The organism is Vibrio campbellii CAIM 519 = NBRC 15631 = ATCC 25920, assembly GCF_002163755.1.
GTDB classification, from domain to species: domain Bacteria; phylum Pseudomonadota; class Gammaproteobacteria; order Enterobacterales; family Vibrionaceae; genus Vibrio; species Vibrio campbellii.
This window is the reverse complement of record NZ_CP015863.1, coordinates 589,221-602,540: the sequence shown is the minus strand read 5'-3', so window position 1 is coordinate 602,540 and position 13,320 is coordinate 589,221. Positions and strand designations below refer to the sequence as shown.

General features: G+C 46.3%; 11 protein-coding genes. 3 read left to right on the top strand and 8 right to left on the bottom strand.

What is annotated here, in order from left to right; genetic code table 11:
* Window positions 1-101 precede the first annotated feature (101 nt).
* The 7 genes from A8140_RS02915 to xerD form a co-directional block, all read right to left on the bottom strand.
* Window positions 102-353: a hypothetical protein gene (locus A8140_RS02915; RefSeq protein WP_005534145.1), complete on the bottom strand. Its 252-nt coding sequence runs from the start codon at window positions 351-353 to the stop codon at window positions 102-104.
* A 509-nt stretch (window positions 354-862) separates the two neighbouring features.
* A complete protein-coding gene (vpsR, locus tag A8140_RS02910; protein ID WP_005534149.1) occupies window positions 863-2,197 on the bottom strand; it encodes a cyclic-di-GMP-binding transcriptional regulator VpsR in 1,335 nt (444 codons plus the stop codon).
* Between the two features lie 246 nt (window positions 2,198-2,443).
* Complete coding sequence (gene lysS, locus A8140_RS02905; protein ID WP_005534150.1) at window positions 2,444-3,976, bottom strand: lysine--tRNA ligase; 1,533 nt, start codon at window positions 3,974-3,976, stop codon at window positions 2,444-2,446.
* A gap of 35 nt (window positions 3,977-4,011) precedes the next feature.
* A protein-coding gene (gene prfB / locus A8140_RS02900) for a peptide chain release factor 2 (protein ID WP_100208484.1) occupies window positions 4,012-5,110 on the bottom strand; the annotation gives its coding sequence in 2 pieces (ribosomal slippage) (window positions 4,012-5,034 and window positions 5,036-5,110; 1,098 coding nt in all).
* A 173-nt stretch (window positions 5,111-5,283) separates the two neighbouring features.
* Window positions 5,284-7,023 (bottom strand): single-stranded-DNA-specific exonuclease RecJ, encoded by a 1,740-nt coding sequence (gene recJ, locus A8140_RS02895; RefSeq protein WP_005534153.1) that lies wholly within the window; start codon window positions 7,021-7,023, stop codon window positions 5,284-5,286.
* Window positions 7,024-7,069: 46 nt separating this feature from the next.
* A complete protein-coding gene (gene dsbC, locus A8140_RS02890; protein WP_005534154.1) occupies window positions 7,070-7,858 on the bottom strand; it encodes a bifunctional protein-disulfide isomerase/oxidoreductase DsbC in 789 nt (262 codons plus the stop codon).
* 61 nt (window positions 7,859-7,919) lie between these two features.
* Window positions 7,920-8,837 (bottom strand): site-specific tyrosine recombinase XerD, encoded by a 918-nt coding sequence (xerD, locus tag A8140_RS02885; protein WP_005434910.1) that lies wholly within the window; start codon window positions 8,835-8,837, stop codon window positions 7,920-7,922.
* Window positions 8,838-8,995: 158 nt separating this feature from the next.
* Here xerD and fldB point away from each other — a divergent pair, with 158 nt between their 5' ends.
* On the top strand, window positions 8,996-9,514 hold the full coding sequence (gene fldB, locus A8140_RS02880) for a flavodoxin FldB (protein ID WP_005534155.1): 519 nt from the start codon (window positions 8,996-8,998) through the stop codon (window positions 9,512-9,514).
* Between the two features lie 87 nt (window positions 9,515-9,601).
* Here the strand turns inward: fldB and brnQ are convergent, their stop codons facing one another.
* Window positions 9,602-10,915 (bottom strand): branched-chain amino acid transport system II carrier protein, encoded by a 1,314-nt coding sequence (brnQ, locus tag A8140_RS02875; protein ID WP_005534158.1) that lies wholly within the window; start codon window positions 10,913-10,915, stop codon window positions 9,602-9,604.
* Between the two features lie 329 nt (window positions 10,916-11,244).
* Here brnQ and A8140_RS02870 point away from each other — a divergent pair, with 329 nt between their 5' ends.
* Both A8140_RS02870 and srmB read left to right on the top strand, forming a co-directional pair.
* On the top strand, window positions 11,245-11,964 hold the full coding sequence (locus tag A8140_RS02870; protein ID WP_005534160.1) for a tRNA1(Val) (adenine(37)-N6)-methyltransferase: 720 nt from the start codon (window positions 11,245-11,247) through the stop codon (window positions 11,962-11,964).
* Between the two features lie 107 nt (window positions 11,965-12,071).
* Window positions 12,072-13,295 (top strand): ATP-dependent RNA helicase SrmB, encoded by a 1,224-nt coding sequence (srmB, locus tag A8140_RS02865; RefSeq protein ID WP_005447883.1) that lies wholly within the window; start codon window positions 12,072-12,074, stop codon window positions 13,293-13,295.
* The last annotated feature ends 25 nt before the right edge of the window (window positions 13,296-13,320 follow it).

Sequence of the window (13,320 nt, the reverse complement as noted above, 5' to 3'; positions counted from 1 at the left end):
AAACAAAGAGGCTGACCACAATGGTCAGCCTCTTTGCATCAGTGAGTTAAACCCAAGTTGAACCGAATATATGTGAGTGACAGTTCCACTTGGGTTACTGATTACGTTGGTATTCGCGCAGTTAAAACACGGCGAAGATGACGAACTCGGCGTTCAACTTTGACAGCATCAGGCACACTGACATGATTTGTACGACCTTCTTTATCTAAGCCAATATCTTTTAACAAGTGCTCATTTGTCCAAGGGATTTGATGAGCATTACGGCGAACCATACGTTGCCATTGCTTTTCTTCACGTTTCAAATCAGCTTTCAAAAGCACGGTGGCCAATTTCAAATAGATAGAGTGACGCATAATTTTTCTCCAAATAGCGATAGATAATCGACTGGGAAAAATAGTGGGCTAATTACACAGAGAGATTCTGTCGAGACTAAGCCGCTACTTTTCCGCAGCCTAGAAATAAGAGGTAGGTTACGGATTAATTTAATCTAATGAGCCAGTGGCGTCTTGTTTGATCGCTTCGAAGGTTGAGCGAACATCAGACATACGATCAGCGCAAGCAGTGGTGTTAACAACGTAATGTTTCATCTTGCGCCTCCTAGCTAAAAAATTAATCCGTGATTGATGTGGTATAACTCATTGAGTTACGGTTGAATTGTAAGCAACAGAGGATATTTATCAAACCATTTTTGTATTTTTGCTTAAAAACAAACCATTAGCCTAAAATCAGGTTGCATATGGTTTTTTGAATAACATATTCAACTAAGGAATATATAAAAACTCGAGTTTTATAAATACTCAGCATTTACGCACAAAAAAGGAGCGACATTCCGCTCCTCTAATCTTGCTTCCAGATAGACGGTTTATACCGTCTGCTCTGAAATCAAGTTGTGTTTGTTCAGTAATCGATACATGGTAGCACGCGATACACCAAGCTCTTTTGCGGCATTCGATACCTGACCAGAGTGAGACTCCAACACCACCAGCAATGCATCTCGTTCGCTCTTCTCACGAATCGACTTCAGACTGCGTTTTGAGTCATTACGTTGAGGCAAGTCTAGTTGATGCTCTTCAATCATGACGCTATCAGACATCAGAACTGCGCGTTTCACTTGGTTCATCAACTCACGGACGTTACCTGGCCAGAAGTAACGCGTCAGCGCTTTCAAAGTGCCTTCCGAGAAGCTCTTTGCCTGTGAGTTGTACTCTTTTGAGAATTCCTGCAGGTAGAAACGCGCCAACAAAGCGATGTCACTAGCACGCTCTTTCAAGCTTGGAACGTTGATACGTAGTACGTTGATGTAATGGTAAAGTTCTTCATTGAAGTCACCATCGATTAGCGCTTTCTCAACGTCGGATGAGTTCGCAGCCAGAACACGCACATTAACGTTTTTAGCGCCATCGCGAGTCTCAATCGTGCCTTCTTGCAAGAAGCGCAAGAGATTCATCTGCTGCTCTTTCGAAATCGTTAAGATGTCATTGAAAAGGACGGTACCGCCATCGGCTTGCTCAAGTAGGCTTGGCCCCATCTCTTCATCGGCATCAATACCAAACACTTCCGCTTGGAAACGTTGCTCGTTGAGTGCACGACAGTTGATTGACAAAAATGGCTTGTGAGAGCGTGAAGAGACTTTATGAATCGCACGTGCAACGGCCTCTTTACCTGTACCGCTTTCGCCGTAGATAAGAATACTCACATCCGTTGGACCAATGCGTTTCACTTGATCACGCAGGCGCTTCATTGGGATAGATTCACCAATCAACCCCATGTCTAGGCTATTACCAAAGCTCGGCCAGACTTTCTTCTCTAGTTTTAGCATGCCCAATTGGTGGCCAATGGTGCTTAGCAGCTGCGCATCTGGGATTGGCGCAGTGAAGAAGTCGATACAGAAGTTCACGATGAACTGACAGATGGTATCAGTTCCAAGTTGAGATTCGCGGATGAACGCCAACCAACGCACGTGCTTATGAGAACTCACTAAGTTAGCTAAACCGTTAAGACTGAACTCATCATGGCTGAGGTCAACTATACCAATGCATGGTCCAATATCTTCTAACAATGTGTTGGCTTTACGTAAGTCACCCACTTGGTGACACTTCCATCCCACTTGTTCTAGTACTGATAACCAAGGTTCGTAAGTACCGCCAACTACGACTAGCGATCCCGGAATGGAATCCATCTTAAACTGCCCAGCCATTCTTTAACCCTTATTGATTGTTGATAGAAATTTCGCTCCACAAACCCATCTTTGCGAACGGGTAACATTATCGAGACTGTGCCTGACGAAATCTGTCTCAATATTAAGACTATGCAACAGATTGAGATTTGGCGAATGGTTATTTGACTATACCATCCGGACTTAAATGCAAATAGTTGAATTAGCTCAAATTAAAGTTACAAAAAAACCACCCGCAGGTGGTTTTTTCATTACTCAGCGAGGAGATTACGCTTGTGGGCGCATCGCTGGGAATAGGATCACGTCACGGATAGTGTGCGTGTTAGTCAGCAGCATAACTAGGCGGTCGATACCGATACCTTGGCCTGCTGTTGGCGGTAGGCCGTGCTCTAGTGCAGTGATGTAGTCAGCATCGTAGAACATTGCTTCGTCATCACCAGACTCTTTCGCTTCAACCTGTGCTTTAAAGCGCGCGTCTTGGTCTTCAGCATCGTTAAGCTCAGAGAAGCCGTTCGCTACTTCACGACCACCGATGAAGAATTCAAAGCGGTCAGTGAAGAACGGGTTGTCATCGCTACGACGAGCCAATGGAGAGATATCTGCTGGGTAACCAGTGATGAACGTTGGCTGCATTAGCTTAGGTTCTGCTGTTTCACCAAAGATCTCTTCAAGAAGCTGACCACATGTCCAGAAAGGTTCCACTTCAACGTGAACAGATTTCGCGATAGAAACCATTAGGTCACGGTTTTGAATGTCTTCTTCTGTTAGCGCTTGGATTTGCGCGTGGTCTGGGTTGTAGTGCTTGATTGCTTCGAACATGCTCATACGAGTGTAAGTGCCGCCAAACTCAACCGTGTCATCACCGTAAGGCATTGACGTTGAACCTAGAACTTCTAGAGCAACTGAGCTTAGTAGCTCTTCAGTTAGGTCCATCAGATCTTTGTAGTCCGCGTACGCCATGTAGAATTCCATCATTGTGAATTCTGGGTTGTGACGTGGAGAAAGACCTTCGTTACGGAAGTTACGGTTGATTTCGAATACGCGATCGAAACCACCAACAACTAGACGCTTCAGGTATAGCTCTGGTGCGATACGTAGGTACATTGGCATGTCTAGTGCGTTGTGGTGCGTGATGAATGGACGCGCACTCGCACCGCCAGGGATAACGTGCATCATTGGCGTTTCAACTTCCATGAACTGTTTAGTGATCATGAAGTTACGAATTGCAGACATTACTTTAGAACGTACTACGAATGCTTGACGAGAATCTTCGTTAACGATTAGGTCAACGTAACGTTGACGGTAACGCATCTCTTGGTCAGTTAGACCGTGGAACTTCTCTGGTAGTGGACGAAGTGCTTTGGTTAGCAATTCGAACTCTTCCATGTTCACGTATAGATCGCCTTTGCCAGATTTGTGCAGCGCACCTTTAACACCGATGATGTCACCGATATCTAGACCTTGGTATTTTTCTTTCAGTACTTTTTGTACCGCTTTATCAGCGTAAGCTTGGATACGGCCAGAAGTTTCTTGAATTACCAAGAATGGACCACGTTTAGCCATGATACGGCCAGCGATTGCTACTACGTGGTTAAGCTCTTCTAGCTCTTCCTTCGTCTTTTCACCGAACTCTTTCTGAAGGTCGCCCGCTAGTGCGTCACGACGGAAGTCGTTTGGATGGCCGTTCGCTTTGCAGCTCTTTCGGATTGCATCCAGTTTAGCGCGGCGTTCAGCAATTAGCTTGTTCTCTTCTTGTGCAGAGGCTTCTTGTACAGTTTCGTTTTGAACAGCATCAGTCATTTTCGATGTATCCTGTTTTTTGTCGGTGAAAAGCTTTATAGACCTGATTTCAGGCTAGCTTCAATAAATTTGTCCAGATCGCCATCGAGAACCGCTTGAGTATTACGGTTTTCAACGCCCGTACGGAGGTCTTTAATGCGCGAGTCATCCAATACGTAAGAACGGATCTGGCTACCCCAGCCAATGTCAGACTTAGCGTCTTCATTAGCTTGTTTTTCCGCGTTTTGCTTTTGCAATTCAAGCTCAAATAGCTTCGCTCGAAGCTGTTTCATTGCCTGATCTTTGTTCTTATGCTGAGAACGGTCGTTCTGACATTGCACTACTGTGTTCGTTGGAACGTGCGTGATACGTACCGCAGATTCAGTGGTGTTAACGTGCTGACCACCTGCACCTGACGCACGGTAAACGTCGATACGTAGGTCAGACGGGTTAATGTCGATATCAATGTTTTCATCAATCTCTGGGTAGATAAACGCAGAAGCAAATGAGGTATGACGACGGCCGCCTGAATCGAATGGCGATTTACGAACAAGACGGTGAACGCCTGTTTCTGTGCGTAGCCAGCCGTAAGCGTACTCACCAGAAATCTTCACAGTTGCGCCCTTAAGACCCGCAACTTCGCCTTCCGATACTTCGATCACCTCAGACTTAAAGCCTTTCGCTTCAGCCCAACGTAGGTACATACGTAGCATCATGTTGGTCCAGTCTTGTGCTTCTGTACCACCTGAGCCTGCTTGCAAATCGATGTAGCAATCAGAGCTGTCGTGGTCGCCAGAGAACATACGACGGAATTCAAGCTGTTCTAGCTTCTCTTCCAACTCAGCAAGTTCTGGTTCGATTTCGTCAAACGTTTCTTGATCTTCTTCTTCAACCGCAAGTTCTAGAAGACCTTCAACGTCCTCTACACCTTGTTCTAGTTGATCGATCGTCTCTACAACCGCTTCAAGAGATGCACGCTCTTTGCCTAGTGCTTGTGCACGTTCTGGCTCGTTCCATACATCCGGTTGTTCAAGTTCTGCGTTGACCTCTTCTAGACGCTCTTTCTTAGCGTCATAGTCAAAGATACCCCCTCAGGACATTCGTGCGCTCAGACACGTCCTGCAGACGGTTTTTAATTGGATTGATTTCAAACATGTTGGCTCAACATTTTAGAATAGAATTTAACCGAGAAATTCTACTCAAAAATGTGACGGAGATACAGGAAAATTTCGGGTGGGAAATCAGATTGTAATTAGAGAGAGCACGGTCATAAAATTTTTGCCCCACAAAAAGGTGACCGTACTCTATAAGAAGTGACTTTCTCGGTATTACTTGGCTTCGATGAGGTCAATCATTAGCTGTAATGATTGATTGCCACGAAACTCATTCACATCCAACTTATACGCTAGACGTACTGTTTTGACCGATGCATCTGGCCAACGACGCAAATCAACGTTAAACGCAATCCCATCAATCATCACATTGGTTGGATGGCCTTTGTAAAGCGGTTCTAACATCAGCTTAAGGTGCCTCTCACCCACCAGCTTTTGATGCAATACTTTAAACTCACCATCGAAAATTGGTTCAGGGAAGGCTTGACCAAAAGGGCCCCCCGAGCGCAGCTGCTCCGCGACATGCATGGAAAACTCTTCAGGCTTAAGCTCACCGTCAGACATGATCACGCCTTTCAGCGCAGCTTCATCCAACTCTTTCTTCACGACTTCATCAAACAAACGGCTAAAGCGTTCAAAGTCTTGCTCTTTGATTGTTAAGCCCGCCGCCATCGCGTGGCCACCAAATTTGATGATCAAACCAGGGTTTTGTGTATCGATGAAATCCAGCGCATCACGCATGTGAAGCCCCGGAATAGAGCGACAAGAACCTTTAATTGTCCCTTCACCACCATCAGCAAAGGCGATAACCGGACGATGGAACTTCTCTTTGATACGAGAAGCAAGAATACCAATCACGCCTTGGTGCCAATCACGTTGGAACAGTGCTAGGCCGTATGGCAGTTCACTGTTTTCACCAAACTGAAGACGCTCACAAAAAGCCATCGCCTCTTGCTTCATGCCTTCTTCAATCTCTTTACGAGTTTGGTTCAAACCGTCCAACTCACTCGCCATGCGACGCGCGGCATGGATGTTATTAGACATCAGCAGCTCGACACCGAATGACATGTCATCCAAGCGACCTGCGGCGTTAATGCGTGGTCCCAGAGCGAAACCAAAATCAGACGCGACCAAACGACGTGCATCGCGCTTCGCGACTTCAATCAAGGCTTGAATGCCCGGACGCGCTTTACCCGCACGAATACGCTGCAAGCCTTGGTGTACAAGAATGCGGTTGTTCTCATCGAGTGGCACAACATCAGCGACAGTGCCAAGTGCCACTAAGTCAATCAATTCCATTAACTTAGGCTCTTGCATGCCTTGCTGCGCGAACCAATTCTGTTTGCGCATGTACACACACAGCGCCATCATCAGATAGAAAGCCACGCCTACCCCAGCCAACGCCTTCGATGGGAAAGCACAGCTGTCTAGGTTTGGGTTCACCATCGCATCCACATCCGGAAGCACTTGCCCCGGTAAGTGGTGGTCAGTCACCAGCACCGTAATGCCGTTTTCTTTGGCATAACGGACACCCTCAATCGACGAGACCCCGTTATCCACCGTCATGATCATCTCTGCGCCAAGCTCTAAAGCTTGATCAACCACTTCCGGGCTCAGACCATAGCCATCCTCGAAACGGTTCGGCACCAAGTAATCCACGTTATTGCTGCCCAGCATACGTAAGGCAAGCACCGACAAAGCAGAGCTGGTTGCACCATCGGCATCAAAGTCGCCTACGACAATAATGCGCTTTTGCTCATTAATAGCTTGGAACAGCAGTTCAACCGCTTGGTCAATGCCACCCAACTGCTGGTACGAATGCAAACCGCGTGCAGAGGTCTCTAGTTGAGCCACATCCGTGATGCCACGGTTAATGTAAATGCGCTTTAGAATGGCAGGAATGGAATCAGGAAGAAGAGAAAGATCCGGTTCGGGACGTCGTTGAATTTCTATCATGTTTGAAAAGAGCCAGCGAATACTGCTGGCTCTGCTCCTTAAAGGATTATTGTTGCTCTAAACGTTTTAGCAGATCTGCTGGTGGAAGGTAACCACCTACTAGCTCACCGTTTGGTAGAAAGATCGCAGGTGTACCAGAAATACCAAGCTCACGACCTAGGTTGTAATGCGCTTGGATAGTCTCTTTACACTGCTTAAGATCTTTCGCTGGGTTATCAAATGTACGTTCCGCTTTTGCATTGTGCATAGCGGATTGAGGATCTTCTGCACACCAAATAGTTGCCATCTGCTCAGCGACTGGGCCTGTTGCGCCTTGACGAGGGTACGCCATGTAACGAACAGTAATGCCTAAGTCGTTGTAACCTTGCATTTGGCTATGCAGACGCACACAGTAACCACATGTGATATCCGTAAATACCGTCACCACATACTTCTCGTTGTCCGCTTTATATTCGATCACGCTGTCAGAGAACTTCGCGATTTTTGCTGCATTCAATGGGGCTTGACGTTCAGCAACGACGTCTTTGTAGCCGCCTTTATCATCGATGGCGTAAAGCGTACCGGCAATAAAGTGATTACCATCGTTTGATGCGAACAGCACACCACCATTGGTTTGAATTTCTAATAAACCAGCAACGTCTGATGGTTGGATATCAAGAATAGATACCCCCAACTTAGAGAACTTGGCTTTTAGTGCAGCCTCATCAAAATTCTGTTTTGCCGCTGGTGCGACTTGTTGTGCAGGAGTTTCCGTTTTTGCCTGACTTTCTTCAGCACCACAAGCGGTAACGAAAAACGGTAAAGTCAGCAGAGTTAGTCGGCGTAATACGCTCATTAAATTCACCTTAAAATTAAATCCTTTCATCCAATGAGACAATGGATGAACCAAACCATCATTATGCTCTTGGGTGGTGTTGACTGTGGATTTGTTTCAATCGCTCAGTCGCCACGTGAGTATAAATTTGCGTGGTCGATAAGTCACTATGCCCCAACAGCATCTGTACGACCCTGAGATCTGCGCCATAGTTCAATAAGTGTGTTGCAAAAGCATGGCGAAGTACGTGCGGCGACAACTGGTCAGTATCAATACCCGCTATCACAGCATAGTACTTGATACGGTGCCAAAACGTTTGGCGAGTCATCTGCCTAGCACGTTTACTCGGGAAAACCACATCTGACGTAGTCTCCCCCAATAAAGCAGACCGACCTTGTTGGATAAAAGTTTCAATCCAATCGACCGCGTTCTCTCCCATTGGGACAAGGCGTTCTTTACCACCTTTACCCGTCACGCGCACTACCCCTTGGCGCAAACTGACGTTTTCCATTGTCAAGCTGACTAGCTCTGTCACACGCAGACCTGTCGCGTAAAGCAGTTCTAGCATGGCTTTATCACGCAGCTCAACTGGGTCATTCGGATCTGGTGCATCTAGCAGAGCATCGACTTGCTCTTCACTGATGTCTTTAGGTAGGCGCTGTGGCAACTTTGGGCTGACCAATAAAGCACTCGGATCATCCGCGCGTACTTTTTCGCGGTGAATGTATTGGAACAAACGTCGAATCGCCGACAGCATACGTGCGCGGGAAGTCTGCTTGTAATCTAAATCTACCAGATAACTTTGGTATTCTTGCAAGCCAGACAGACTGATGAAATCCAGACGGTAGCTGTGTTGCTCCATCCACGCGAGCAGTTTCATTAAATCATTTCGGTAGGAAGCCAACGTGTTCTCTGATAGGCCACGCTCCATCCACATCGCATCTAAGAATTGCTCAACAAGGCCAAAATCTTGTTGATTGACAGGCTGTTGTGCCGTCATGAATGCTTCCTTATCTGTTTATATTTACAGTATTGAGAGTAAGGCAAGAGCCCAACCAATACCATAAAAAAATCATCTCCCGCGGGATATTCGCTGCAATCTTCCCCGTTTTATGGTTAGAATCTGCCACAACAGCAACATAAAAAACGACGAATATAATGAAAATCGGACTCTTTTACGGCTCAACTACCTGCTACACAGAAATGGCAGCAGAGAAAATTCGCAATATCATTGGTGAAGACCTTGTCGACATTCACAACGTGAAAGAGACACCGCTGTCACTGATGGCAGACTACGATTTACTGCTGATTGGTATCTCGACTTGGGACTTCGGTGAAATCCAAGAAGATTGGAGTGCAATCTGGGAAGACATTGCAACGACACCGCTAAAAGGCAAAGTTGTTGCTCTGTTTGGCTTGGGTGACCAAGAAGGCTATGGCGAATGGTACCTTGACGCGATGGGTCTCCTGCATGACGAACTCAAAGCTACTGGTGCGCAATTCATTGGCTACTGGCCAAACGAAGGTTATGAGTTTGAAGCGTCAAAAGCATTGACTGAAGATAGCAGCCAGTTTGTCGGCTTAGCGCTGGATGAAGATTCCCAGTATGAACTGAGTGACGAACGCATCGAGAAATGGTGTGAGCAAGTGTTAGTGGAGTTTCACGACACGCTATAAGTCAGCAATAGCAGTGACGATACAACAGACAAACAAAAAGCCCGGTGAATCACTTCACCGGGCTTTTTTAATCTTGCGAGTCAGCAATTATGCCGCTTCTTCAGTCAACTCTGGTTGTGAAGATTTAGCAATAAAGAACATGCAAACAATCGCTGCAAACGTTGGTAGAACCCAACCCATGCCCACTTCGAATAGTGGCAGCATGTCGAATGCAGATACGTCTAGGCCCGCTACTTTCGCAGCATCAATCAATGCAAACAGTAGAGATACTAGTAGTACAGTTCGGTATGCCACACGTGGGTTTGGCAGCTTGCTGCGAACAAACGTTAGCGCAACCAATGCAACCGCTACAGGGTAAAGTGCAAATAGCACTGGCACTGATAGAGAGATCAGTTGAGCTAGACCAACGTTAGCAATTAGAGCACAAGCCGCACCGTTAATAATAACCCACTGCTTGTAAGTCAGTTTTGTCTTTGAGCTAAAGAAATCTGAACATGCCGAGATAAGGCCGATCGCTGTCGTCAAACATGCCAACAGTACAATGGTTGAAAGAACAATCTGACCGTAAGGACCAAATAACGCTTGAACGTACTGGCTCAGTACTGCACCACCGTTGTCTGCACCCGCTGCAATAGTTGCACTCGTCGCGCCTAGGTAGAACAATGAGATGTATACAAACGCAAGACCCGCAGCGGCAATACAACCAGCGCAGATTAGGTATTTCGTTGTTGCCGCGCGCTCAGTGATGCCTTTGCTACGAAGTGCATCCACCATTAGCATACCGAACATCAACGATGCGAACGTATCCATGGTGTTGTAACCTTCAAGGAAGCCCTTGGTTAGCGGCTGAGTTAGGTACTCGCCATGCGCGCCCATCATTTCGCCTTGCGGGTCAACAAATACAGCAATCGCAAGAACGACAAGACCAAGGAACAGTACTGGCGTTAGCACTTTACCAATCAAGTCAATCAAACGACCTTGGAACCAAGCGAAAGCCATTGCTACCGCGAAGAACAAGATTGAGAATGATGTTAGATGCGCTTGTGATGCATCTAAGAAGAATGGTTTGATAGCCATCTCGTAAGCCACAAGGCCAGTACGAGGTGCAGCAAATGCAGGACCGATGATGATGAAGATCAACGCCGCCATCAGCACTGCTGCTTTCTTAGGAAGATCTTGAGTCAAATGATCCCAAGAGCCGCCTGCTACAGCAATAGCAACGATAGTAATAAGAGGTAGACCTACCGCTGTTAGCAAGAAACCGAACATTGCTGGCATCAGATGATCACCCGCTAGCTGACCCGCTAGTGGTGGGAAAATGATGTTGCCGGCACCCAAAAAGAACGCAAATAGCATAAAGCCTACTGCGATAATATCTGTTAGTTTTAACGTCTGCTTCACAGATAACCCTTTTTCTGAATTAATGAATGTTGTGTATGCATCGACCACTTTTTGTATACCCAAATAAAATGAGTACATGTGGTTCAATCTATAAATTTTCCGCCGCATAATGACGAAAGACCCATCATTTGGCAACCTTTAAGAAAAAAACACCATATTAATTTAGTTCGCTAACTTAAAAGCAGTGAATATCACTACCCTAGGTTTTATGACCAGTTCTTTATATTGAAGAATTAGAGATACAATTTAACAACCAACAAGATAACAATCTATACAATCAAGAAACAATAGAGCATTTCTCTCTATTATTGAGTAAATATAAAACAATCATGAAGAGCGAAAGAATTCAGACTAAAGGCTTCAAGTTCAAGCAATTTTCCATTTACGGTGGCGAAAGTGGCATGCCTGTCAGTACCGATGGTGTGATGCTTGGTGCTTGGGCAAATTGCACACAACAGAATAAAATTTTGGACATCGGTACGGGCACAGGTTTGCTAGCCTTAATGTGCGCACAGCGATTTCCTTCAGCGCAAATCACCGCCCTTGATATCGAAATCACAGCGATCGAAGCGGCAAAACAAAACTTCGCTCAATCACCATGGTCAGACAGACTCAGTCTTCACCACAGCGATGTATTGCAGTTTGAACCTGAGCATCGTTTTGAACGCATTATCTGTAACCCACCCTACTTCAACAATGGTGAGCAATCGAAACAAAGCCAGCGCGCAACCGCCAGGCACACAGATACCTTGCAGCACAGCGCATTACTCAACCGATGTCATGAACTGCTGACTGAGGAAGGGACAGCCAATTTCGTCCTGCCGATTACCGAAGGCGAGCAATTTATTACTATGGCGCTGCAACAGGGGTGGCACTTGTCACGTCTGTGCCGCGTGCAACCATCACAGAAAAAGCCCGTGCACCGTTTACTGTTTGAATTAGCCAAACAAGCTTGTGATACTCAAGAAACGTATTTGATCATCCACTCGAGCGAGGGCTACAGCGACGACTTTATCCAACTAACTCGCGAGTTTTACCTTAAGATGTGAAATAACATGTGATCCTTGTCACCAATCACTTTATAATGTTCGACCTTTTTATATTCTATGCTGCTGTGGCGAACCATTAACCAAGCTTTGCTTGTGGAGAACTCATTGTGATCAGAACCTTTGCTGAACTTGATCTAGACCAAAACCTACTTGAAGCCATTGATGAGATGGGCTATGAACGCCCAACTAAAATTCAGGCCGAAGCGATTCCGCAAGCGTTAGATGGTCGTGACATTCTAGCGTCAGCACCAACTGGTACTGGTAAAACGGCAGCGTTCGTCCTGCCAGCACTGCAATACCTGCAAGATTTCCCACGTCGTAAACCTGGGCCTGCACGTATTCTGATCCTAACGCCAACTCGTGAACTTGCGATGCAGGTAGCGGATCAAGCGCGTGCACTGGCGAAAAACACCAAGCTAAACATCTTCACCATCACTGGTGGCGTTCAATACCAAGAACACGCAGACATCCTAGCAACCACACAAGACATCGTAGTAGCAACACCAGGTCGTCTACGTGAATACATCGACGCAGAACGTTTTGACTGTCGTGCGATTGAATGGCTAATCCTTGATGAAGCAGACCGCATGCTAGACATGGGCTTTGCGCCAACGGTTGACCGCCTGTCTAACGAATGTCGCTGGCGTAAACAAACCCTTCTGTTCTCAGCAACACTAGAAGGCAAAGGCGTAGAAGGTTTCACAGCAGACCTACTGAACGAACCAGCAGAGATCGACGCGAAGTCCCCACTGCGTGAGCGTAAGAAGATTGCACAGTGGTACCACCGTGCTGATGACGCAGAGCATAAACTTGCCCTACTAAAACACATCATTACAGAGCAAGCAGAACGCACTATCGTGTTTTTGAAGACTCGTGAGCGTTTAGCAGAGCTTCGTGCACAACTAGAGAGCGCACAGATTCCATGTTCTTGGATTCAAGGTGAAATGCCTCAAGATCGTCGTAACAACGCAATCTCTCGCTTCCGTGAAGGCACAGTTAACGTACTACTAGCGACAGACGTAGCGGCGCGTGGTATCGACCTTCCAGACGTATCACACGTAATCAACTACGATATGCCGCGCACAGCTGACGTATACCTTCACCGTATCGGCCGTACGGCTCGTGCTGGTAAGAAAGGTAACGCTATCTCAATCGTAGAAGCACACGACCAACCAATGATGGATCGCGTTGCTCGTTACGTAAAAGAAGACATCAAAGAGCGTTTCGTGAAAGAGATGCGCCCTAAACACAAAAAACCTGTGTTTAAGAAGAAAAAGAAAAAAGACGACAAGAAGAAAGTAGCTAAGAAGAAAACCGCTAAGAAGAAGTAGTCACGTCTGATTAATTCCAAATCTA